General features: G+C 61.9%; 22 protein-coding genes. 11 read left to right on the top strand and 11 right to left on the bottom strand.

Annotation, left to right across the window (positions count from 1 at the left end; genetic code table 11):
• Window positions 1-125 precede the first annotated feature (125 nt).
• The 4 genes from HU749_RS15970 to HU749_RS15955 all read left to right on the top strand — a co-directional run bounded on the left by HU749_RS15970 (window position 126) and on the right by HU749_RS15955 (window position 4,759).
• Window positions 126-647: an SgcJ/EcaC family oxidoreductase gene (locus HU749_RS15970; protein WP_014338290.1), complete on the top strand. Its 522-nt coding sequence runs from the start codon at window positions 126-128 to the stop codon at window positions 645-647.
• A gap of 167 nt (window positions 648-814) precedes the next feature.
• The gene (locus tag HU749_RS15965; RefSeq protein ID WP_079303332.1) at window positions 815-1,324 is read left to right on the top strand and encodes a sigma-70 family RNA polymerase sigma factor; all 510 of its coding nucleotides are present in this window, start codon (window positions 815-817) and stop codon (window positions 1,322-1,324) included.
• Entirely contained in the window at window positions 1,324-2,268 is a 945-nt protein-coding gene (locus HU749_RS15960) for a FecR domain-containing protein (protein WP_186650162.1), read from the top strand. Before HU749_RS15965 ends, HU749_RS15960 begins: the two co-directional genes overlap by 1 nt.
• Window positions 2,269-2,335: 67 nt before the next feature.
• Window positions 2,336-4,759 (top strand): TonB-dependent receptor, encoded by a 2,424-nt coding sequence (locus HU749_RS15955; protein WP_095974362.1) that lies wholly within the window; start codon window positions 2,336-2,338, stop codon window positions 4,757-4,759.
• 36 nt (window positions 4,760-4,795) lie between these two features.
• Here HU749_RS15955 and HU749_RS15950 read toward each other — a convergent pair whose 3' ends face one another.
• The 3 genes from HU749_RS15950 to HU749_RS15940 form a co-directional block, all read right to left on the bottom strand.
• Entirely contained in the window at window positions 4,796-5,197 is a 402-nt protein-coding gene (locus HU749_RS15950; protein WP_079303335.1) for a hypothetical protein, read from the bottom strand.
• 363 nt (window positions 5,198-5,560) lie between these two features.
• Window positions 5,561-6,040, bottom strand: coding sequence for a nuclear transport factor 2 family protein (locus HU749_RS15945; RefSeq protein ID WP_046062452.1), 480 nt, complete (start codon window positions 6,038-6,040; stop codon window positions 5,561-5,563).
• Between the two features lie 36 nt (window positions 6,041-6,076).
• Window positions 6,077-6,640, bottom strand: a complete 564-nt coding sequence (locus HU749_RS15940; RefSeq protein WP_079303336.1) for a TetR/AcrR family transcriptional regulator — start codon at window positions 6,638-6,640, stop codon at window positions 6,077-6,079.
• A 121-nt stretch (window positions 6,641-6,761) separates the two neighbouring features.
• On the opposite strand from HU749_RS15940, the gene pssA reads away from it, so the two are divergent.
• The 7 genes from pssA (at window position 6,762) to HU749_RS15905 (ending at window position 14,906) form a co-directional block, all read left to right on the top strand.
• Complete coding sequence (gene pssA, locus HU749_RS15935) at window positions 6,762-8,105, top strand: CDP-diacylglycerol--serine O-phosphatidyltransferase (protein ID WP_095974363.1); 1,344 nt, start codon at window positions 6,762-6,764, stop codon at window positions 8,103-8,105.
• 11 nt (window positions 8,106-8,116) lie between these two features.
• Entirely contained in the window at window positions 8,117-9,133 is a 1,017-nt protein-coding gene (locus HU749_RS15930) for an AraC family transcriptional regulator (protein ID WP_095974365.1), read from the top strand.
• A 203-nt stretch (window positions 9,134-9,336) separates the two neighbouring features.
• A complete protein-coding gene (locus HU749_RS15925) occupies window positions 9,337-11,001 on the top strand; it encodes an AMP-binding protein (RefSeq protein WP_095962638.1) in 1,665 nt (554 codons plus the stop codon).
• Between the two features lie 16 nt (window positions 11,002-11,017).
• Complete coding sequence (locus HU749_RS15920) at window positions 11,018-11,779, top strand: SDR family NAD(P)-dependent oxidoreductase (RefSeq protein WP_079303338.1); 762 nt, start codon at window positions 11,018-11,020, stop codon at window positions 11,777-11,779.
• 12 nt (window positions 11,780-11,791) lie between these two features.
• Window positions 11,792-12,982 carry an acetyl-CoA C-acyltransferase gene (locus tag HU749_RS15915; protein ID WP_172436065.1) on the top strand — a complete coding sequence of 397 codons (1,191 nt, stop codon included), beginning with the start codon at window positions 11,792-11,794 and terminating at the stop codon, window positions 12,980-12,982.
• A gap of 9 nt (window positions 12,983-12,991) precedes the next feature.
• Window positions 12,992-14,119 carry an acyl-CoA dehydrogenase gene (locus tag HU749_RS15910; protein ID WP_079303339.1) on the top strand — a complete coding sequence of 376 codons (1,128 nt, stop codon included), beginning with the start codon at window positions 12,992-12,994 and terminating at the stop codon, window positions 14,117-14,119.
• 13 nt (window positions 14,120-14,132) lie between these two features.
• Window positions 14,133-14,906 (top strand): enoyl-CoA hydratase, encoded by a 774-nt coding sequence (locus tag HU749_RS15905; protein WP_186650160.1) that lies wholly within the window; start codon window positions 14,133-14,135, stop codon window positions 14,904-14,906.
• A gap of 259 nt (window positions 14,907-15,165) precedes the next feature.
• Here the strand turns inward: HU749_RS15905 and HU749_RS15900 are convergent, their stop codons facing one another.
• The 8 genes from HU749_RS15900 to HU749_RS15865 all read right to left on the bottom strand — a co-directional run bounded on the left by HU749_RS15900 (window position 15,166) and on the right by HU749_RS15865 (window position 23,711).
• On the bottom strand, window positions 15,166-16,317 hold the full coding sequence (locus HU749_RS15900; RefSeq protein WP_003202007.1) for an acyl-CoA dehydrogenase family protein: 1,152 nt from the start codon (window positions 16,315-16,317) through the stop codon (window positions 15,166-15,168).
• 3 nt (window positions 16,318-16,320) lie between these two features.
• Entirely contained in the window at window positions 16,321-17,427 is a 1,107-nt protein-coding gene (locus HU749_RS15895; RefSeq protein ID WP_079303341.1) for an enoyl-CoA hydratase/isomerase family protein, read from the bottom strand.
• Between the two features lie 134 nt (window positions 17,428-17,561).
• Window positions 17,562-18,269: an HPP family protein gene (locus HU749_RS15890; protein WP_079303342.1), complete on the bottom strand. Its 708-nt coding sequence runs from the start codon at window positions 18,267-18,269 to the stop codon at window positions 17,562-17,564.
• Between the two features lie 177 nt (window positions 18,270-18,446).
• A complete protein-coding gene (locus tag HU749_RS15885) occupies window positions 18,447-19,826 on the bottom strand; it encodes a UDP-glucose dehydrogenase family protein (RefSeq protein ID WP_079303343.1) in 1,380 nt (459 codons plus the stop codon).
• Window positions 19,827-19,919: 93 nt separating this feature from the next.
• A complete protein-coding gene (locus HU749_RS15880) occupies window positions 19,920-20,693 on the bottom strand; it encodes a metal-dependent hydrolase (protein ID WP_095962752.1) in 774 nt (257 codons plus the stop codon).
• A 3-nt stretch (window positions 20,694-20,696) separates the two neighbouring features.
• Window positions 20,697-21,665: a fatty acid desaturase family protein gene (locus HU749_RS15875; RefSeq protein ID WP_079303345.1), complete on the bottom strand. Its 969-nt coding sequence runs from the start codon at window positions 21,663-21,665 to the stop codon at window positions 20,697-20,699.
• The gene (locus tag HU749_RS15870) at window positions 21,658-22,944 is read right to left on the bottom strand and encodes an MFS transporter (RefSeq protein WP_079303346.1); all 1,287 of its coding nucleotides are present in this window, start codon (window positions 22,942-22,944) and stop codon (window positions 21,658-21,660) included. The genes HU749_RS15875 and HU749_RS15870 overlap by 8 nt, the downstream gene beginning before the upstream one ends.
• Window positions 22,935-23,711, bottom strand: a complete 777-nt coding sequence (locus HU749_RS15865; protein WP_046062440.1) for a hypothetical protein — start codon at window positions 23,709-23,711, stop codon at window positions 22,935-22,937. Before HU749_RS15865 ends, HU749_RS15870 begins: the two co-directional genes overlap by 10 nt.
• Window positions 23,712-23,804 lie beyond the last annotated feature (93 nt).

Here is a 23,804-nt window from a genome sequence, read left to right as displayed (position 1 = left end):
TTAGAACGTGTCACCGGCACCGGGCCTATCTGCCGAACGGCATAGGCGATTGGCACCGGTTGGCCGATGGCGAAGGCAGGGAAGGCCGGCAAAGTGGGCCCATTGAAACCCAAAGGAACACTTTGATGAAAATGAAAACCTGCGCCATTGCTGCTTTATTCCTGCTGGCCGCGCCGCTTGTCCAGGCGCTTGAGGCTACGCCTTACGTGTATCGCACGGTGGCCGAGCAGCCCAAGAATGTGAATGATCGCGAGATCGCGGCGCTGTTCGACCGCTGGAACGCCGCGCTGCAAACCGGTAGCGCCACCGCCGTGACCGGCCTCTACGCTCCGGATGCGATTTTGCAACCGACTGTTTCCAACAAGGTGCGCAACACGCCGGCGCAGATCCAGGATTACTTCGAGCATTTCCTGGCCGGCAAACCGGTCGGGCAAATCAACTACCGGGAGATCCGCCACCTGGGCCCCGATGCGGCGATGGACAGTGGTGTCTATACCTTCACGCTCACCCAGGCCGACGGTTCCAAGCGCGAGGTCCAGGCGCGCTACACCTTCCTCTATGAGCGCCTTGATGGCCAGTGGAAGATCATCAACCATCACTCATCGGCCATGCCTGAGGTGGCGAAGACCTTGCACGCCAGCCACTGATAGCACTGGCTCGCAAAAGACCTGCCTGTGGGAGCAAAGCTTGCTCCCACAGGGCCCTCTATCAATTCCATCCCCGTGTTTAGACACACATTGCATAAAGAGCTTGGATTAACGCGCGAACATTAATTAGAATCAGTCTCATTTAAGACTTTGCGCAGGCTCTGGACATGTGTGATGCCGTTACGCCGACGGAGCATTCCCTCCATGCGTTGTACCGTGACCACGGTAGCTGGCTGGAAGGCTGGCTGCGGCGGCGCATGGGCAATGCCTGGGATGCAGCGGACCTGCGCCAGGATACCTTCCTGCGGGTGCTTTCCAGTTCCCAGACCTTGGCTGACCTGCAAGAACCCCGGGCTTACCTGCTGACCGTTGGCAAACGCCTGCTGAGCAATTTCTACACCCGGCGCAATCTGGAACAGGCGTATCTCGATGCCTTGGCAAGCCTGCCTGAAGCCTGCGCACCGTCGCCAGAACAACGCTGGCTGCTGCTGGAAACCCTGCAAGCCCTGGACGAATTGCTCGATGGCCTGGCGCCCTTGGTGCGCCGGGCTTTTCTCTGGAGCCAACTTGAAGGCCTGGGTTATCGCGAGATCGCCGAGCGCCTGCAAGTCTCCGAACGCACCGTAAAACGCTATATGGCCCAGGCCTATGAGCATTGCCTGTTGGTGGACTTCTGATGCGCTCGGCTCCTTCGCCCGAAGCCCGTGAAGCGGCGCGGGCGGCGGCTCGCTGGTTGACCCAGATGGAGTTCGACGGGGATGCGTTCGACTCGACGGCCCTGCAACGCTGGCGCGACAGTAGCGCTCATCATGAGGCGGCCTGGCAGAAGGCCCAGCGATTGCGCCAGCGTTTTGCCGGGGTGCCCGCGTCCTTGGGCATGGCAACCCTGGACCGCCCAGTACTGGCCCGGCGCGAGGTGCTCAAGCGCGCGTTGGGCGTCGCCGCATTGGTCCCGACCGCTTGGTTGCTGGGGCGAGAGCTGCCGTTGGAGGCCTGGCGCGCTGATTTGCACACCGCCACAGGCGAGCAACGGCGCTGGTCGCTGGTCGATGGCAGTGCACTGCAACTGAACACCGACAGCGCCGTCGACCTGGACCTCAAGGCGCGGCGCCTGATGCTGGTACGCGGCGAGATGGCCCTCAAGCTCGCCGGAAACACGCCGCTGTCCGTTCAATCACCCTATGGGCTCATCACCATCACTCGTGGCGAGGTCTGCCTGCACCTGGGCGAGGGCGATTGCCGGGTGTCGGTGGTCAGCGGCTCGGCGCAACTGCAACCCCTGCGCGGGCCATTGCTGAGCTTGGAAACGGGCCAGCAGGTCAACATCCAGGACTCAGGCGCGGGGCCAGTGAAGGTGTTCGACGTGGCACAGCTGGGTTGGCGTGACGGCGTATTGGTTGCGCAGGACCAGCCGCTGGGGCATTTCCTGCGGGAACTGAGCCGCTATCGCCCCGGCGTGTTGCGCTGGGATGAAACCCTGGAACCCCTGCCAATCACCGGCAGCTTCCGCCTGGACAACACCGACCGAATCCTCGCGCTGCTTGCGGCCAGCCTGCCGCTGGACGTGCATATGCGTACTCGCTATTGGGTCACGTTGACGCTTCGCAAAAATATGGCCTGAGGCCTGTCCCCTTTTTTTGTCTCGCTTGTCATTCAAGGCAACTGAACAAAAATGAGAGCGCTTTCCAATGTCCGCAGTTGCACCTTTGCGTTTGCGCCCGGCCTTCGCCGGCTGGCGTCCGCTGTTGAACCTGAGCCTCACGTTGAGCCTGAGCGCCAGCCCCTTCTTTATCTCATCGAGCCTGGCCGAAGAAGCCACCCGGCGCAGCTATCAGGTGCCGGCGGGCAGCCTCAGCGCGGCGTTGACCCGGTTTGCCGGGCTGGCGGGCGTCAACTTGTCGGTAGATCCGGCCCTGGTGAGTGGTCGCAACAGCGCCGGGCTTTCGGGTGAGTTTGGGGTCGAGGAGGGTTTTGCCCGGCTGTTGCGCGGTTCTGGCCTGCAGTTACAGCCTGTGGGTGAGCAGGCCTACATCCTGATGCCGGCGCCAGAAGGCGGCAGCCTGCAACTGGCACCCACCTCGATTGTCGGCGCCACGGCTTCGACGGACAGCCCGGTGTATGCCGGTGGCCAGGTGGCGCGGCGTGGTTCGCAAGGCTTGCTGGGCTCGCGGGACTTCATGGAAACGCCGTTCAGCATGACCACCTACACCAGCGCCGCGGTCAAGAACCAGCAGGCACGCACCCTGGGCGACCTGATCGCCAGCGACCCCTCGGTCCGCGCCACCAACCCGGCGGGCGGACGCTTTGAGCAGTTCACCATTCGTGGTTTCAGCCTGTTCAACAGCGATGTCGCCTACAACGGACTCTACGGCATCCTGCCGACGTACACGATCGACATGGAGATGGCCGAGCGCGTCGATATCGTCAAGGGCCCGAGCCAGCTCATCAACGGTATTTCGCCGCGGGGCAGCGTGGGCGGCGGGATCAACGTGGTGCCCAAGCGTGCCACCGACAAGCCCATCACCTCGTTCACCGGCAGCTATGCCTCCAACAACCAGCTTGGCGGTGCCGTGGATGTCGGGCGGCGTTTTGGTGAAGAGGACAAGTTCGGTATTCGCTTCAATGGTGTGAAGCAGGCGGGCGACACCGAATGGGATCACCAGAGCGTGGACCGCGAGATGGCGGTACTGGGCCTGGATTTTCGCGGTGAACGCCTGCGGCTCTCGACGGACATTGGCCGCACCGAGCGTAACACCGACGCGCCCCAGGAACGCGTGCAGGTTGCCGCCGACGCGCCAGTGCCGCATGCCAGCGATGTAGGTCGCAACTACGCGCAGTCTTGGAGCAAGGCGCGTACCAAAGATACCTTCGGCGCGGTGAATGCCGAATTCGATGTCAACGACTCCGTCATGCTGTACGGCGGCGTGGGGGCGCGCAAAAGTAATCATGAGTTCCTTCGGCATGCCGTTTCGGTCCTCAATGAGGCTGGAGATTTCCGCGTTCAACCCCGGGATTTCACTCGCGACGAGAATGTCCGGACGGCCAATGCCGGGGTGCGCAACTGGTTCCATACAGGCCCGGTGAGCCATGAAGTCAACCTGGCTGCCAGCTATTTCTACATGGACTTCGAAAATGGTGGCGCCCGTTACGCCAACGGCAACAGCAACCTGTATGACCCGGTACAGACCCCGACGCCGAGCAACCCGACGCGACAGGACGACAAGGTCTACACCGAGAACCGCTTCAGTGGCCTGGCGTTGTCCGACACGCTGGGCCTGTTTGAGGATCGCTTGCTGCTGACCCTAGGTGCCCGCTGGCAACGGGTGAAGGTTGACGACTGGACGAATAACGTCAAGGGCGAAACCGCCTACGATGAGGAAAAGATTTCGCCGTCGGGTGGCATCCTGTTCAAGGCGACGGACAAGCTGTCGTTGTATGCCAACTACATGGAAGGCCTGAGCCAGGGCAAGATCGCGCCGTCGACGTCGGTGAACGAGGATGAGATTTTCCCGCCCTTCATCAGCCGTCAGGTCGAGGTGGGCGCCAAGTATGATGCCGGTCCGTTCGCCGTCACCGCCGCGCTGTTCCGGATCAAACAGCCGGCCTATGCGACCGACGCCACGACGCGTATCTTCGGCCCGAACGGCAAGCGAGAAAACACTGGTGTGGAACTGAGTGTCTTCGGCGAACCGCTGAAGGGAACCCGCTTACTGGGTGGTGTGATGTTCATCGACAGCGAACTGACCCAAACCACCAACGGCACCTTCGACGGCAACCGCGCACCGGCCACGCCGAAGTACAACGTCAACCTCGGCGCCGAATGGGACGTGCCGACGGTACAGGGCCTGACCCTGACCAGCCGTGGCATCTATTCCAGCTCGCAGTACCTGGACCAGTCCAACACCAAGCAAATCGATTCCTGGGAACGTTTCGACGTGGGCGCCCGCTACGCGTTCAAGGTCGACGAAAAGCACATCACCCTGCGGGCCAACATCGAAAACGTGGCAGACAAGCGCTACTGGAGTTCGGCCGGGGCGTCGGATGACAGTGAGGCCGGATTGACGCTGTCGACCCCGCGCACCTACCTGCTTTCCGCAACGGTGGATTTCTAGGCCAAGGTGCTGCTCCAGGGAAGGAGCAGCCTGGGTTCAGATGTCGCGAAACAAATCGTGGGCATCCAACAGCCGCCAGGCAATTTCGGGGCGTTTTTCCAGGCCTCGGCGGATGGCGGCGGGAATCGACTGGCGAATCTTGCGGCACAGGCCGGGCTGGTCCTGGAATTCGATGGAGATGCCGCGCATGGTCCGCACTTCGTTGTAGCCAGGCTCGACGCTCAGGCGGATCCCCAGGTTTTCGTACAGGCGCTGCTGCAGGCGCTGGAGTTCATCGAGGCTCTGGATGTTCTCCAGGTGTTCAAGCAGGCGTTTTTCTTCCTGGCGATTCAGGCACAGGATGCGCAGGTCGCTGCCAGGCGCTTGCAGCAAGGCATCACGGCCACAATCACAGACGCCGGGCGGGCAGGGGGGGCGGATCGGAATCGACGCGGTCATGGGCTCCACAAAAATCTGCTGCACAACGAAACAGCGAGCTTATCGCCGGCCCAGGCAATGTGATGCCTGGCGGCATGTGGGTCAAGCCTGTTGGAGGGGCCGCTTGTCTGGCGGTGCTGTGGGAGCTTGCTCGTGATAGCGGTGAGTCAGCCTGCACCTTTGTCGGATTTGCCACCGCCATCGCGAGCAAGCTTTGCTCCCACAGAGCTGATGGGTGTACGACCGGGGGAGCCAGGTCGGCTGTCAGGCCGTCTTCGCGAGCAGGCTCGCTCCCACAGGGGATCCATGTCGGACACAGCATGTGTATTCGCTGAAATCCAATGTGGGAGCTTGCTCGCGATAGCGGTGGTTCAGTCGAAAGCGTTACAACCCCAACTCAGACAACCCCGGATGATCGTCCGGCCGGCGACCCAGCGGCCAACGGAACTTGCGCTCGCTTTCCTTGATCGGCATGTCGTTGATGCAGGCGTAGCGGTTGTACATCAGGCCTTGCTCATCGAACTCCCAGTTTTCGTTACCGTAGGAGCGGAACCAGTTACCCGAATCGTCGTGCCATTCGTAGGCGTAGCGCACGGCGATGCGGTTATCGGTGAACGCCCAGAGTTCCTTGATCAGCCGATAATCCAGCTCCTTGGCCCATTTGCGAGTCAGGAATGCCTTGGCTTCCTCGCGGTTATGGGCGAATTCGGCGCGGTTACGCCATTGGGTATCCAGCGTGTAGGCCAGGGATACTTTTTGCGGGTCACGAGAGTTCCAGCCGTCTTCGGCCAGGCGAACTTTCTCGATCGCCGACTCACGAGTGAACGGCGGCAACGGCGGACGAACTTCGGAAGAAGCAGACATGGCGGATCTCCAATGAATTGCACAAGGTTCAACGGCTCAGGCGTGTAACAACATCTTCAGCATGTCTTGGGCGTCGTCAGCCGCGCTGTGGTCGCCCATGACCAGCGCCACGGTAATGGCGCCATCAATCATAATCAGCAGTTGGCGGGCCAGTGCGTCGGGGTTCTGGACACCTTGTTCGACGCACAGCCGGGTTACGTAATCGAGCAACTTCTGTTTGTGCAGCTTCGCCACCTGGCGGACCGGATCCTGTGGATCGCCGGTTTCGCCACTGGTGTTGATGAATGCACAGCCGCGGAAACCCTCGCTGTCGAACCAGCCTTTGAGCACAGTGAACAGATTGAGCAGCCGTGCAGTCGGGGTCGGCGCCTTGTCCACCTCGGTGCTGAACCAGTGCATCCAGCGTTCGTCCCGCCGCTTGAGGGCGGCCACGATCAGGTCGTCCTTGTTGGCGAAGTAGCGATAGACACTTTTCCTGGAAACGCCGGCGGTTTTCACCAGAAGGTCCATGCCGGTGGCGGCGATGCCACTTTTATAGATCAACTTTTCGGCGACATCGAGGATGATGTCTCGTGTTTCATTACCAGTAATTTCGTTCATGAAACAAAAGTAGAATGATCGTTCTCCTTGGTCAAGTCTTTTTTTCTTTAGGACAGGAAGACCCAAACCCATCCATGGTGTAAGCTCATCCGTTCTTCGGAATCGACCTTTTGCGAGCCCTATGCCGTCGCTTTTCAAACGCTCCCTGCTGCCCAAGCTGCGCAGCTTTGCACTGACCGCCGATGCGGTGACCATCCTCGATGGTGCTGCCCAATTCCGCCGTTGCCTGCTGGAGAAAATCGCCCAGGCCACCCAGCGCATCTACATCGTCGCGCTGTACTTGCAACAGGACGAGGCCGGCCAGGAAATCCTCGATGCGCTGCATGCCGCCAAGGCCGCGCGTCCGGAACTGGACGTGATCGTGGTGGTGGACTGGCTGCGAGCCCAGCGCGGGCTGATCGGCGCCAAGAAGCAGCCGGGCAACTCGGCGTGGTACCAGGAACAGACTCGCACCCATGCCAGCGAAGTGCCGATCTATGGCGTGCCGGTGCAAACCCGCGAGCTGTTCGGCGTGCTGCACTTGAAAGGCTTCGTGATTGACGACTGTGTGCTCTACAGCGGCGCCAGCTTGAATAACGTCTACCTGCACAAGTTCGACAAATACCGCTACGACCGCTATCACCTGCTGCAGAACACGGCACTGGCCGATTCGATGCATCACCTGGTGCAGCACGGCCTGCTCACCTCCAGGGCCGTGCACCGCCTGGACCTGCCGAACCTGCCCAGCACCCGCAGTTTGCGCAAGGACATCGGCGACCTGCGCAGTCGCCTCAAGTACGCGACCTATGACACCAGCGTTGGCAGCCTCGACAAGAGTGGCCTGTCGGTCAGCCCGTTGCTGGGCGTGGGCAAGAACAATCCGCTGAGCCGGGTGATCGGTGAACTGATCGCCAGCAGTCGCCAGCAACTGACCATTTGCACACCGTATTTCAACCTGCCCCTGGCGGTAACCCGGGAGCTCAATCGCGCCCTGGCCCGTGGGGTCAAGATCGACATCATCGTTGGCGACAAGACGGCCAACGACTTCTACATTCCGCCAAGCGAGCCGTTCAAGATCATCGCGGCGCTGCCATACCTCTACGAAATCAGCTTGCGGCGCTTCGCCAAACGCCATCAGCGTGCTATCGACAGCGGCCAATTGAACCTGCACCTGTGGCGTGACGGGGACAACACCTATCACCTCAAGGGCATGTGGATCGACGAGCGCTACACCTTGCTGACCGGCAACAACCTCAACCCGCGGGCCTTTCGCCTGGACCTGGAGAACGCGTTGTTGCTGGATGACCCCAAAGGCGAGTTGCTGGCGCCGCGCCAGGCCGAGCTTGAACAGATCTACCGCCACACGCGCCGGATCGACGGTTACCTGGACCTGGAAAACCTGCCGGATTACCCCGCGGCCGTGGCCAGGTTCCTGAAACGGGTCAGCCGGGTGCGGATAGAACGGCTGCTTTACCGGATCCTGTGAACACCCGCGCCATGTCGAAAAAAGACACCATCTCCATCCAGTTGGTGCGTGAGGCGCTGCTGCAAAGCTGCGCCTGCGGAGCGGCTACCAATGAAGTGCTGAGCAAGGTCGGCATAGACCCTGCGTTGCTCGACGACGCCCAGGCGCGGGTCCCGGCCCATGCCTATGCGCGGCTCTGGCGTTTGCTCGCCCGTCGCCTGGATGACGAGTTTTTTGGCATGGACCCGCGCAAGCTCAAGTCCGGCAGCCTGGCGTTTCTCTGCCAGTGCGCCATGGCCCAGCCCACGCTGGCGAGCGGCTTGACGGCGGGGCTGGGGTTTCTGTCGCTGATGCTCGAACACCTGCCAGCCCAGTGGGTGCGCCAGCAAAGCCTGGCGGAGATCGTGCTGCTGGAAGACGATCAGGAACCGCGTCGGGCCTTTACCTATTTCACCTACTGGATGATCGTCCATGGCGTGGCCTGCTGGCTGGCCGGGCGGCGCATTCCCATTCTTTCCGTCGAACTGCGTTGCCCGGCGCCGGATTTCTGCGACGACTATCGGGTGATGTTTTCCCAGAACCTGCGTTTTGACCGGCCTCGTACCCGGATGATTTTCTCCGCCGAATGCCTCGACCTGCCGATCAGGCGCAACGCTGATGAGCTCAAGCGCTTCCTGGCCCAGGCCCCGGCCAACATCCTGGTCAAGTACCGCAACCCGCAAAGCCTGGCCAGCCGTATCCGGCACGACCTGCGGCAGTTGCCTGCCGAACAGTGGCCGGAAACCGAGGCCCTGGCCCAGCAGCTATGCGTATCCGCGTCTACCCTGCGCCGACGCTTGGCGGAGGAGGGCCAGACTTACCAGGGCCTCAAGGACAGCGTGCGCAAGGATCTGGCAATCACCTGGCTTGCGGAGCCCTCCATCAGTTTCGTCGAAATCGCCTCGCGCCTGGGCTTTGCCGATGCCAGCTCCTTCTACAAGGCGTTTCGCAAATGGTCCGGGTCCAACCCGGGGCATTATCGCAGCCTGATACTCAACGAGTCGGACTAATCCCGCCGAATCCGACACGGCCCCCCTGTGGGAGCGAGCCTGCTCGCGATGAGGGCCTAAAGAACACCACATCCCTAAACCATGGCCAAACCAGTCAAGCAACTTGAAAGCTTTGACCATTGCCGCCATAGCCCTTCGGCGCGAGTATTTGCCTGCTATTCACGGTTCCCCCAACCAATAAAAACCACAGAGGGATGCTGGTCATGCGCGATTATTCGTCCGCCACTTCGCAGTTCGATTACCTGCACACTGTCAACACCGCACTGCACGGCTCGCTCGAGGCGCTCAATGCCTGCGTCGAGTGTTGCGACCGGCATGCGTTGCCGGGGCGTATCGCCTTGTTCTGGGAGGGCCGTGACGGCAGCGATGCGACTTGGACTTACCGTGACCTGCAGGAAAACGCCGCGCGGTTCGCCAACTTCCTGCGCGCCCAAGGCGTCGGCAAGGGCGACAAAGTGGCCGGCCTGCTGCCGCGCACCGCTGAACTGTTGATCGTGGTGCTCGCTACCTGGCGCATCGGGGCGGTGTATCAACCGCTGTTCACCGCGTTCGGGCCCAAGGCCATCGAGCACCGGCTCGGCAGCTCGGGGGCGCGCGTGGTCGTCACCGATGCGGTCAACCGTCCCAAGCTCGACGAAGTCGCCGGTTGTCCCACCATCGTTACGGTCGGCGGCGAGAAGGGCCAGGGCATCGTGCGCGGCGACTACAGTTTCTGGGCCGAAGTGGCGAACCATTCCAGCCAGTGCGAACCGCTGATGCTCACTGGCGAAGACCCGTTCCTGCTGATGTTCACCTCCGGCACCACGGGACCTGCCAAGGCGCTGTCGGTACCGCTCAAGGCCATTGTTGCGTTCCAGAGCTACACCCGTGACGCGGTAGACCTGCGCCCCGAAGACGCCTTCTGGAACGTCGCCGACCCGGGTTGGGCCTACGGCATCTATTTTGGCGTGACCGGGCCGCTGGCGATGGGGCATCCGATTACCTTCTATGATGGCCCGTTCACCTTGGAAAGCACCTGCCGGGTCATCAACAAATACGGCATCACAAACCTGACCGGATCGCCCACGGCCTACCGCCTGTTGATCGCCGGTGGCGAGCAGTTCGCCCGCTCGATCAAGGGCAAGCTGCGCATCGTCAGCAGCGCCGGTGAGCCGTTGAACCCAGAGGTGATCCGTTGGTTCGCCGACAACCTGAACGTAGTGATCCACGACCATTACGGCCAGACCGAACTGGGCATGGTGCTGTGCAACCACCATGGGCTGGAACACCCGGTGCATCTGGGCGCGGCCGGTTTTGCTTCGCCGGGCCATCGGATCGTGGTGCTGGATGAAAACCAGCGCGAGCTGGGCGTAGGCCAGCCGGGCATTCTCGCGCTGGACCGCAGCCAGTCGCCCATGTGCTGGTTCGCCGGTTACGCAGGCGGGCCGACCAAGGCCTTCGTCGGTGACTACTACTTGAGTGGCGACACCGTGGAGCTGAATCCGGACGGCAGCATCAGCTTCGTCGGCCGCAGCGATGACGTGATCACCACCTCCGGCTACCGGGTCGGTCCGTTCGACGTGGAAAGCGCCCTGATCGAACACCCGGCCGTGGTGGAGGCGGCGGTGATCGGCAAGCCCGACCCGGAGCGCACCGAGTTGGTGAAGGCTTTCGTGGTGCTCAGCACTCAATACCGTGCCTCACCGGAGCTGGCCGAAGAATTGCGCCTGCACGTGCGTCAGCGCCTGGCGGCCCATGCGTATCCCCGTGAAATCGAATTTGTCAGCGACTTGCCGAAAACCCCAAGCGGCAAATTGCAGCGCTTTATCTTGCGCAACCAAGAGATCGCCAAAGCTCAAGAGGCTGCGGCGCACAACGTTTCAGCTTGAATCCAAGGAAACCATGATGCAGATCGACAACAAGATTTTCCTCGTCAGCGGCGGTGCTTCCGGCCTTGGCGCGGCCACCGGCGAAATGCTGGTCAAGGCCGGCGCCAAGGTGATGCTGGTGGACCTCAACGCCGACGCCGTGGCCGCTCAGGCGCAAAAACTGGGCTGCCAGAGCGTGGTGGCCGACATCAGCAACGAAACGGCGGCTGAAGCGGCGGTCAAGGCCACGGTCGATGCGTTCGGTGGTCTCAATGGCCTGGTGAACTGCGCTGGTATCGTGCGCGGCGAGAAGATCCTCGGCAAGAACGGTCCCCACGCCCTGGCCAGCTTCAGTCAGGTGATCAACGTCAACCTGATCGGCAGCTTCAACCTGCTGCGCCTGGCGGCAGCGGTCATTGCCGAAACCGAGGCAGACGCCGACGGCGAGCGCGGGGTGATCATCAATACGGCGTCGGTGGCAGCCTTCGATGGACAGATCGGCCAGGCGGCTTATGCGGCGTCCAAAGGCGCCATCGCCAGCCTGACGTTGCCGGCCGCCCGCGAGCTGGCGCGTTTCGGTATCCGGGTGATGACCATTGCGCCAGGGATTTTCGAAACCCCGATGATGGCCGGCATGACCCCGGAAGTACGCGACTCCCTGGCCGCTGGCGTGCCGTTTCCGCCGCGCCTTGGGAAACCTTCCGAGTACGCGGCGCTGGTCAGGCATATCATTGAGAACAGCATGCTCAACGGCGAGGTGATCCGTCTCGACGGTGCCTTGCGTATGGCAGCCAAATAATAAGGAGGATTCATGATGTCCAACGATCCTATTGTCATCGTCAGCGCCGTCCGTACCCCCATGGGCGGCTTCCAGGGTGAACTGAAGAGCCTCAGCGCGCCGCAGCTGGGTGCCGCTGCTATCAAGGCCGCCGTGGAGCGTGCCGGCATCGCCCCCGACGCAGTTGAAGAAGTGCTGTTCGGTTGCGTGCTCGCCGCCGGCCTTGGCCAGGCACCGGCGCGTCAGGCTGCGCTGGGCGCCGGGCTCGACAAGTCGACCCGCTGCACCACGCTCAACAAAATGTGCGGCTCGGGCATGGAAGCGACGATCCTCGCCCATGACATGCTCATCGCCGGCAGCGCCGAAGTGGTGGTGGCCGGCGGCATGGAAAGCATGTCCAACGCGCCGTACCTGCTCGATCGGGCCCGCAGCGGTTACCGGATGGGCCATGGCCGGGTGCTTGACCACATGTTCCTCGACGGTCTGGAAGACGCCTACGACAAAGGTCGGCTGATGGGCACTTTCGCCGAAGATTGCGCCGAGGCCAATGGCTTGAGTCGCGAGGCCCAGGATGCGTTCGCCATTGCATCCACCACCCGCGCCCAGCAGGCGATCAAGGACGGCAGTTTCGATGCCGAGATCGTGCCGTTGCAGGTCATGGTCGGCAAAGAGCAAGTGACCGTGCGCCACGATGAGCAGCCGCCGAAAGCGCGGATCGACAAGATCGCCTCGCTCAAGCCGGCATTCCGCGAGGGCGGTACGGTGACGGCGGCCAACGCCAGTTCCATTTCCGATGGCGCCGCAGCGCTGGTGCTGATGCGCCAGAGCCAGGCGGCTCAGCGTGGCCTCAAGCCCCTGGCGGTGATCCACGGTCATGCGGCGTTTGCCGATACCCCGAGCCTGTTTCCCACCGCACCGATTGGCGCTGTGAAGAAATTGATGCAAAAAACCGGTTGGTCGCTGGATCAAGTCGACCTGTTCGAAGTCAACGAAGCCTTTGCTGTGGTGGGCCTGGTGACCATGGGCAAGCTGGAAATCGCCCATGACAAGGTCAACGTCCACGGCGGCGCCTGTGCGCTGGGCCACCCGATTGGCGCGTCTGGCGCACGAATCCTGGTGACCCTGCTGTCAGCCCTGCGCCAGAAGGGGCTCAAGCGCGGCGTCGCGGCCATTTGCATTGGCGGCGGCGAAGCCACGGCCATGGCCGTCGAATGCCTGTATTAAGGAATCACCATGCTCCCGACTGAAGAACAGACCCAAATCCGCGACATGGCCCGGCAATTCGCCGAGGAACGCTTGAAACCGTTCGCCGCCGAATGGGATCGCGAGCACCGTTTTCCCCGGGAAGCTATCGGTGAAATGGCCGAGCTGGGCTTTTTCGGCATGCTGGTGCCGGAGCAGTGGGGCGGTTGTGACACCGGTTACCTGGCCTACGCCATGACTCTGGAGGAAATCGCTGCCGGTGACGGCGCGTGCTCGACCATCATGAGTGTGCATAACTCGGTGGGTTGCGTGCCAATCCTCAAGTTCGGCAACGATGAACAGAAGGCGAAATTCCTCACGCCCCTGGCCAGTGGCGCGATGCTTGGCGCCTTTGCCCTGACCGAGCCCCAGGCCGGTTCGGACGCCAGCAGCCTCAAGACGCGGGCGCGGCTGGAGGGTGATCATTACGTGCTCAACGGTTGCAAGCAGTTCATCACGTCCGGGCAGAACGCCGGAGTGGTGATTGTGTTTGCGGTGACCGATCCGAGCGCCGGCAAGCGTGGCATCAGTGCGTTCATCGTGCCGACCGATTCGCCGGGCTACAGCGTGGCCCGGGTCGAAGACAAACTCGGCCAGCACGCCTCCGACACCTGCCAGATCCTCTTCGAGGATGTGAAGGTGCCGGTGGGCAATCGCTTGGGTGAGGAGGGCGAGGGCTACAAGATCGCCCTGGCGAACCTGGAAGGCGGGCGCGTGGGCATCGCGGCGCAAGCGGTGGGCATGGCCCGCGCGGCGTTCGAGGCGGCCCGGGACTATGCCCGGGAACGCTCCAGTTTCGGCAAGCCGATCATCGAGCACCAGGCCGTGGCGTTCCGCCTGGCAGACATGGCGACCCAGATCGCCGTGGCCCGGCAAATGGTGCACTACGCCGCCGCCCTGCGGGACAGCGGCCAGCCGGCGTTGGTGGAAGCGTCCATGGCCAAGCTGTTCGCCTCGGAAATGGCCGAAAAGGTCTGCTCCATGGCGTTGCAGACCCTGGGCGGTTACGGTTACCTCAACGACTTCCCACTGGAACGCATCTACCGCGACGTGCGGGTCTGCCAGATCTACGAAGGCACCAGCGACATTCAACGCATGGTCATTTCGCGCAATCTTTGAACAGGAGTCCTGCATGAGCTACGAAACGATTTTATTGGAGATCAAGGACCGCGTCGGCCTGATCACCCTCAACCGTCCCCAGGCATTGAACGCCTTGAATGCGCAGATCGTCAGCGAACTGAACCAGGCGTTGGACAGCCTGGAGGCTGATCCGAAGATTGGCTGCATCGTGCTGACCGGCTCGAAAAAAGCCTTTGCCGCCGGTGCTGACATCAAGGAAATGGCCGAGCTGACCTACCCGCAGATCTACCTGGACGACCTGTTCAGCGACAGCGACCGCGTGGCCAACCGCCGCAAGCCGATCATCGCGGCGGTGAACGGTTTTGCCTTGGGCGGTGGCTGCGAACTGGCGTTGATGTGCGACTTCATCCTGGCCGGAGACAATGCCAAGTTCGGTCAGCCGGAGATCAATCTCGGTGTGCTGCCGGGCATGGGCGGCACCCAGCGCCTGGCCCGGGCGGTGGGCAAGGCCAAGGCCATGGAAATGTGCCTGACCGGGCGCTTCATCGACGCGGTGGAAGCCGAGCGCTGCGGCATCGTCGCGCGGATCGTACCAGCTGATGAGCTGCTGGACGACGCACTGAAGACTGCAGCGTTGATCGCCTCCAAGTCGGTGCCTATCAGCATGATGGTCAAGGAAAGCGTCAACCGCGCCTTTGAGGTCAGCCTGTCCGAAGGCGTTCGTTTCGAGCGCCGGGTATTCCACGCGGCGTTTGCGACGCAGGATCAGAAGGAAGGGATGGCGGCGTTCGTGGCCAAGCGTGCGGCGGAGTTCAAGGACAAGTAATTCGGCGTTCCTGTTGACGCTTTCGCGAGCAAGCTCGCTCCCACAGTGAATTTGGGATGTACGCAGCCTTTGTGTACGCCATCAGACCCTGTGGGAGCGAGCTTGCTCGCGAAGGCGACGGTACATTCCGCCTATAAATGACTGATACACCGCTATCGCGGGCAAGCCTTGCTCCCACAGGGGCCGTGACCTGACACAGTATTCTGTGTGCAGCGCAGATTCAGTGGGAGCAAAGCTTGCTCGCGATGCTTTTCGGCCCTCACACCAGGTAATGTTTGAGTTCCCGGGCGATGACCATTCGCTGTATCTCGCTCGACCCTTCATAGATCTGGGTAATCCGCGCATCGCGGTAGTAGCGCTCCACCGGATAATCCTCGAGATAGCCGTAGCCACCATGAATCTGTATGGCCGAGGAGCAGACTTTCTCGGCCATTTCCGAGGCGAACAGCTTGGCCTGGGAGGCTTCTGACAGGCACGGCTTGCCGGCGCTGCGCAGGCGGGCGGCGTGGAGGATGAGCAGGCGGGTGGCGTTGATGCGGGTGTGCATGTCGGCCAGCAGGTTGGCGATGCTCTGGTGCTCGATGATCGGCTTGTCGAACTGGACGCGATCGCGCGCGTAAGCCAACGCCGCTTCAAACGCCGCGCGGGCGATGCCCAAGGCTTGCGCAGCAATGCCGATGCGGCCGCCTTCCAGGTTGGACAGGGCAATCGCCAGGCCTTTACCGCGAGCCCCCAACAGGTTGGCCTCGGGGATGGTGCAATTGCTCAAGGTGACCGCGCAGGTGTCCGAGGCGCGGATGCCCATTTTGTGTTCGGTGCGATCGACGATGAAGCCCGGCGTATCGGTGGGCACCAGGAACGCCGAAATGCCTTTCTTGCCCAGCTCCGGGTCCGTCACGGCAAACACGATGGCCAGTTTCGCTCGCTTGCCATTGCTGACGAACTGCTTGGCACCGTTGATAACCCACTGGCCATCACGCAGTTCGGCCCGGGTGCGCAGGTTGTGGGCTTCGGAGCCGGCCTGTGGCTCGGTCAGGCAGAAGCAGCCAATGGCCTGGCCACTGGCGAGGTCGGCCAGCCATGTCTGTTTCTGTTCATCGGTGCCAAAATTCAGGACCGGCCCGCAACCCACCGAGTTGTGGATGCTCATCAGCGCCCCGGTGGCACCGTCACCCGCGGAGATTTCCTCTACCGCCAGGGCATAGGCCACGTAATCGACGTAGGTGCCGCCCCATTCTTCCGGCACCACCATCCCCAACAGGCCCAGTTCGCCCATCTTCGCCACCAGGCCGTCGTCAATCCATCCGGCTTTTTCCCAGGCCTGGGCATGGGGGGCGATTTCACCACGGGCGAAGTCCCGGGCCATGTCGCGGATCATCACTTGTTCTTCGGTCAGTTCGAGGTCGTGCATGGCTCAGTTCCCGTGGTCGTCGAAGCCGTCGAAGAAACTCGCCACATGGTCGGCGTCCAGCGCCTCCAGGGTCGGCGGGTTCCAGCGTGGGCTTTTGTCTTTGTCGATCAGCAAGGCGCGCACGCCTTCGATCAGGTCACCGCGTTCGAACCATTGCCGGTCCAGATGCAGCTCCAGGGCAAAACAGTTTTCCAGGCTCAAATGTCGCCCGCGCCGTAGCATTTCCAGGGTCACGGCCATGGCCAGGGGAGAGCGGCTGTCCAGCAGGTCGGCGGTCTTTGTCGCCCATTCGTGGCTGTTGGCGACGGTGACCTGGCGCAACTGCTCCACCATGCTCGGCACGTCGGGCAGGGCAAAAAAATGGTCGATGGCCGGCCGCAAGTCGGCCAGGGGGGGCGCAGGGAGCTGTTGCTGGCCAAGTTTGGCCAGCAGGCTTTGCAGGTCCTTGAGCGGCGCGTCGTGCCATTCCAGCCGATCGAGGCGTTCGTCGAGCTGCTTGAGCTTGCGGCTATCGAGGTACCAGTCGGCGAGCCCGCAATACAAGGCGTCGGCGGCTCGGATCTGTACGCCGCTGACCCCCAGGTAGATCCCCAGCTCACCGGGAATGCGCGGCAGGAAATAACTGCCGCCCACGTCCGGGAAGTAACCGATGGCGACTTCCGGCATGGCCAGGCGGCTTCGTTCGGTCACGACCCGCAGGTCGGCGCCTTGTACCAGGCCCATGCCGCCACCCAGCACGAAGCCGTCCATCAAGGCGAGGATCGGTTTGCGGTAGTGGTGGATCGTCAGGTCGAGGGCGTATTCCTCGACGAAGAAATCTTCATGCAGGGTGTCGCCCTGCTTGTGGCTGTCGTACAGCGAGCGGATATCTCCGCCGGCGCAAAACGCCTTGTCGCCAGCGCCACGCAGTACCACGGCGCGGATCTGTGGGTCGAGGGCCCAGGTATCGAGTTGTTGTTGCAAGCTGCGCACCATGCCCAGGGTGAGGGCATTGAGGCCGGCGGGGCGGTTCAGGGTCAAGTGGCCAATGTGATTGCGAACTTCGACCAGCACCTCATAGGCCGCGGTTTCGATGGTTTGCGCGGCGTGTGATGAAACCTGAGCTGTCATCGCTAACTCCCTGCTTTTATTGTTCTTTATGAATTGTGTCGCGCGTACCCGTTCTGGATCGTACCAGTGCAAATTTGCATTGCACAACCGGGATACGTGCAGGTCCTGTCTGCATATTTATAGCAGCCACAGGCTCAACCGCGACCAGAGAGAACCTCCGTGATGCTGCGGCGCTTGGCATTTCGCTCGCTGACGTGGATCAATTGCTCGAGATCTTCCGGCGTGACGTCAAAGAATGCTTCCATTTCCGCCAAGGCCAGTTTCAGGTCCTCGGCCGTGATCGCCTGTCGGTCGACGGGAGGGTGGTCGGCCGGTATGACGGCCGCCGGTTCGCTGGCACGCTTGGGATAACGCACCCGCGTCAGGTTGTTATAGGCCAGCGCAAAGGCCAGCAACCCGGAACCGGCCAGCATCGCCGCACCAACGGCTTGCCAGTCCAAGGCAATGATGGACGGGGCGGCCAGCACCAGCGTCGCCGCCAGGGCGCCTGCCGGCGGGTGCAGGCAACGCAGCCAGCACATCAATACCAGCGCCATGCCCGCCGCCAGGCAGGCGCTACCCAGGGTGCGACCCAATACATGGGCCACCAGCAGCGCGACGACCGACGCACACAGGTAACCGCCGACAATCGACCAGGGCTGGGCGAGGGCGCCCGATGACACCGCAAACAACAGCACCGCCGAGGCGCCGAGCGGGCCGATCAGGTGTTGCGCCACCTCGAGGCCAAATACCTGCCCACAAAGCCAGACACTGAACATCGTCCCCAGCGCCATGCCGATGGCGGCGCGGCTCCATTCGGTGGGACGGGTATTGATAGCGGCGGGGAACCAGCGAGAAAGCATTAAGCGAGAGTCCAAAAAACGAACAAAAAAAAGGGGCTTACGGGAAAAATCCAGAAAGCCCTTTAAGTGTTCCAACAGTTGGGGGAGGAACGCTGCACAGTGTGCCGTTCACACCCCTTGCTTACAAATTCATATTAATGCTGCTTGAGTGCATTAATTTTGAGGTAAGGCCGCGACTCATGCGCTTCTCGAAGCTGGGAACCACGTTTGCTGGGTAATGGGCAGGTTGCGCGACTGCCCGCGACCCATCGGGAAATAGGTAAAGCCCTTGTCGGCCATGCGCTCCGGATCGAACAGGTTACGACCGTCAAAAATCACCGGGGCCTTGAGCCTCTGCCGGATCAGCTCGAAATCCGGCGCCTTGAAGGGCTGCCATTCGGTGCAGATGACCAGCGCGTCGGCCCCCGGCAACACCGATTCCGGCGTGCCCATCAGCATGAGTCGGGTCTCGTCGGGGTAGAGCAATTGCGTTTGCTGCATCGCCTCCGGGTCAAACGCACGGACGCTGGCCCCCGCGGCCCACAGCGATTCCAGTAGGGTGCGGCTCGGTGCGTCGCGCATGTCGTCGGTGTTGGGCTTGAACGCCAGTCCCCATAGGGCGAAGGTCTTGCCGCGCAGGTCGCCCTGGTAGAACGCGTTGATCCGCTCGAACAGCTTGTGTTTCTGCCGCCCGTTGATGGCTTCCACCGCTTGCAGCAGGTCGCTGGAACAGTGGGCCTGCTCGGCGGTGTGGATCAGGGCGCGCATGTCCTTGGGGAAGCACGAGCCGCCGTAGCCGCATCCTGGGTAGATGAAGTGGTAGCCGATACGTGAGTCGGCGCCGATGCCCAGGCGCACGGACTCGATGTCCGCCCCCAGCTGTTCGGCCAGTTCGGCGATCTGGTTGATGAAGCTGATCTTGGTCGCCAACATGCCGTTGGCAGCGTATTTGGTCAGCTCGGCGCTGCGCAAGTCCATGAACAGGATCCGGTCGTGGTTGCGGTTGAACGGGGCGTACAGGTCGCGCATCGTGTCGCGCACTTCATCGCGCTCGCAGCCGATCACGATGCGATCTGGACGACGGCAATCGGCGACCGCCGAGCCTTCCTTGAGGAACTCGGGGTTGGAGACAATATCGAACTGCAGCAAGCGACTGGCCTTGAGCAGGCACTTGTCGATGTGCGCCCGCAAAACGTCGCCGGTGCCCACCGGCACGGTGGACTTTTCCACCACAATGAGCGGTTGCTCGCGGTAGCGGGCGACGGCCTCGCCGACGGCCAGGACCTGGCTCAGATCGGCACTGCCATCGTCCCGGGAAGGCGTACCTACGGCGATAAACAGCACCTGGCCGTGCTGCACGGCAAGCTGTTCGTCACAGGTAAAATGCAAGCGCCCGGCCTCCAGCCCTTCACGCACCAGCGCGGCCAGGCCAGGCTCGTAAATGCTCACTTGGCCTTGGCGCAGGCTGTCGACCTTGCGCTCGTCGATGTCCATGCACACCACGTCATGGCCCACTTCGGCCAACACGGCGGCTTGCACCAAACCTACGTAGCCACTTCCAAATACACTGATTTTCATGGCGGATTCCCTGGATCGTTCCGAGCGAGCGACATGCACAACCAGCGTTCGCCGCAGTGCGCTCGACTCAGAATAAGTCGGGGATATTGCAGTTCACTGACAGCCTGACGCCGTATTTGTTTTCAGCGGAAGAAAGTAGGTTGCCCACCCGGCGGCCAGTAACACCAGGTTTGCGCCATCGCGCAGCAGCAGATGGCCGGTGGTTCGTCGCAGATGTTTGGCGCTGACGCGGCCGCGGGCAACGTCGAGGCGGGCGAAACCGTGCAGGTGCCGAATCACATCGAAGGTCATGAGCGCCGATGCGGCCAGGAAATAGAAAATGCGTTGCCAATAGGGGACACCCAACGCCTGCAGCAGGTCCGTGGTGACGTGCTGGTGGGCCACTTCTTCGGTGCAATGCCATCGCCACAGGCGTGTCTGTGAGGTTTCCCTGGCCGAGAGCAGACCCCCCCTACGCAAGGCGACCCTGGATATGACCGCCGTCACGTGCTCGAACGCGGCAGCCAAAGCCAACTGTGCATTCAGCGACCATTTCGATTGCAGTGTGGCCAGATCCTTTTCTATCCCGAGTTCGTACTGCTTGACCTCAAAACCCTGTTTTTCCAGTTGTTGGTTGTAGAGCCTATGCGCGCGTTGGTGGGCTCGCTCTTCGGCCACGAAGCGGCGTGAGTCGTGCGCGAGCACCGAGGCCTGTTGCAGTTGCACGGCGGCTTTCTCCACCACCGAAATCACAAATTGTTCGCCGGCAGGGAGCAGTACCGAAAAGGCATCGAACAAGTAGGTCTTGATTGGTGTGTCGTTCCAGAAGGGCGCGAAAGCGTTGTCTTCGCCAGGCTGGCCGGTGACTTGCTGTTGGGGGACGTCCATGGGTCAGTCCTTCATGCTTGAATGCGCAGTGCCGTTGGTCGCTATCTCGCGGATCAGTCCGGTGCAATAGCCATGAGTGATCTGGGCTTTTCGGGCATACGCCTCGTCTTTCGTGAGCGCGGCGTGCACCTGGTGCAGGCGAAAGCCTGGTATGGCGGGGTACAGGTGATGTTCGGCATGAAAGCCGACTCCGTGGGGCGCGATCAAGAGACGTTCCCACCAAGGGGCAATGACGGTTCGAGACGCGCCGTGGCCGGGCTGAGGCATTGCGAAGTGCTCCGCCACGTCGCGCCAATACAGCAGTGCCATCAACACCGTGAACATCGGTATGAGCCAGTACACCAGGGCCGCCAGCCAAAGGTTGAAGCCAGTGAGCAGCGCCGCGAGCAATACGGCAAAAATCCATTGCCGGTACTGAGTGGCGGGCGGGCACTGCGAGGCCATTTTTGACGTCACCAGGGCGGTTTTGAACTCGTGGATGCTGTACAGCCCAATACAGTGTTTAAACAGCAGGACGAGCATGTCGAAGGCCGACTTGGGAAACCTGAAGCGGTCCTGTCCCGTGCATGACACCCAGTTGGGGTCATGCTCAGTGGCGGTATGCCGATGATGGGCGGCGTGGTCGCGCCGAAAACCGAACAGGGTAATAGTGAAGGGCAGTGCCGTCAGGAAATCGCCCAATGTGTCGTTAAGCATGGGGCGAGTCCGACTGAACTGCCGATGTGAATATTCATGCATCAGGATCAGCAAGGCATGCTGCCTGGTGGCGATGAACACAATGGCCAGCAGCGAGGCGAAAATCGTCTGCGACTGGATGGCCAGGGTGGCCGTCCCCAAAATGAGCGCCCACTCCAGCATCGTGCTGGCCAGCAAGCGCAAGGGCGCGGGGCGACCCCACTCCAGCAACTGGGCACGCGCGACGGTATGTTCGTGCTGCCCGTGGGATTGTCCAGGTTCAACAGGGTTAAACATCCGACAGCCTCCTCAGGCCCGAACCAAAGTAAGTCATCAATACGGCTGCCAGAAGCAGCGCGCCGGTTGCAAGGAAGACGGCCTGGATGGAGACAAATTGCAGAACCCAGCCCGCAATCGCCGCCGAGACCGGCGCAAGACCAAAAAACACCAGCATGAACAGGCTCATGCCGCGCCCAAGCAGCCTGGGCGGTAATGAGCGCTGCAACCAGGTAAACGCCATGACCTGGACGAAACCGCCGCAAAGCCCGATGGCAAACAACAAGGCCACGCCCTGCCAAAGGGCGTAGACCCAGCCCAATGGCATCAGCAGCAAGGCGATGGCGGCGTCGACGGCGAGCAACGTGACGCCCAGATTGACCATCCGCAGTTTTGGCCGAGCAGTAAACATCAGCATGCCCACCAGCGTGCCGGCCCCCTGCGCCCCGAACAGCCATCCCAGCGCGGGAGCCTCGGGCGTGAAGCGCTCATGGGTCAGCAGCGGCAAGGCGACCTGCACCGGCCCGCTCATGAGTAATGTCATGGCGGCCATGTAGGTCAGGTAGGTGCGCAGGCGTCGATCCTGAAAGAAATAACGCAGGCCTTCTGCCGTTGTCGTGCCGGCGCTGGTTTCGGAACCCGTGGTGCGGCGGACAGGCAAGGCACGCAGGCCGAACGCGGACAAGGCGAAGGTGAGCGCATCGAGGACGAATGCGATGACATAGCCATCCAGCGTTGCGTTGGCCGCCGGCCGTGGGCCAAAGGGCCAGAACGCACTGGCGATGACACCGCCGGCGGCCACCGGGCCGACCGCGATGGTCACTTGCCTGAGCGCCAGGAGAATGCCGTTGGCCCGCTCCAGGTCGCGGGCGTTCACGATGCCAGGCACCAGTGCGCTGCCGGCCGGCAGTGTGAGTGCGCTGCACAACCCCAGCAGCGCCGCCGCCCCATAGATCACCGGTAAGGTGGCCTGACCGTGATAGACCGCCCAGGCGAGACCGCACAACGCCAGTGCACTGCCGTAGCAGCCGAACGACCAGATCGAGCGGGCACCGAAGCGGTCAACCAGCGAGCCGCCCGTCAACAGGAACAGGGCACGGGGCAGGGCGAGTGCGGCAAACGCCCAGCCGAGTGCCATCGGGTCTGGCGATATCACCATGATGAGCAAGGGGAAGGCGACCAGGGTGAACTGATCACCCAGCATCGAGGCCACGGCACAAGCCAGCAGGCGTCGGAAGTTTCTGTCGCGAGCCAGCGCTGGTGCCGGGTTCTCTAGCGCAAGGGAGGTGTTCACAGGCATAGGAAGAACAGTTTTTTCATGCGCTGCAACCAGGGCAGCGGGACTCTCTTCCATATGAACGACAGCCCGGACAGTGGCACTTTACCCAGGATCAACACGCCCACATCCAGCGACGGCTCATGGGGGAAATAGTTGTCTCTGATGGCGACAATCTTGCGAAAGCCTTTTTTAAAGTAGTAGCGCAGTTGCGGGTCCAGCGGCAGGCCCTGGCGCTTGCTTCGCACGTACTGGGCGACGCTGATATCCGGGTTCTTCGACAGCCAGCCGCGTAGGCCCGGAACGGGAGAGCCCAGGTAGACGTCTGACCAGCCGTGTTTCAGCGCGTAGGGCCAGAAGAACTCAAAAATGGCGTTCGCAGCTTTTGGATCGACACTGCTCAGACTGATGCCAAACAGCGTACCGGTTCTGGCGGATTCATCGCCGTGCTGTTTCCTGGCGCAGTCGGCCCAGGTTGGGCACTGGCGCATCAGCTCGTGTCGGGTCGGTTTCATGAACAACGATGCCAGCGCGGTACCGGTACGCGTGCAAAACGCACCGACGCTCAGGGCAGGAAATTCGGTGATGCGGGACGCCAGCGTGGACACATCGGCACGCTGATCGTCTGTCCATTTTCTTTGCTCGAGTTCAAGCAGTGAGGGGATATCGGCAGGCGATAGAAACCGAACGTTGATTTCACCGTCGTGCACCACGTCATGGCCCTGCACGTCATGCCCCTGTTGCCAGAGGTTCGAGTCTTCGCAAGTGCGGTTTTTCAGAAGTTTTTGCATCGCGTGGGCGGCTCACCGATTGAAGTGGAATGGATCAATCGGCGCCCACGTTATGGCACAGGTGTGAAAGTCTGATGACGAAATGAATTCGCG

Source organism: Pseudomonas ogarae (assembly GCF_014268695.2).
Taxonomy (GTDB): domain Bacteria; phylum Pseudomonadota; class Gammaproteobacteria; order Pseudomonadales; family Pseudomonadaceae; genus Aquipseudomonas; species Aquipseudomonas kilonensis.
Note: the sequence above shows the minus strand (reverse complement) of the source record. Positions and strands in the feature narration are given on the sequence as shown.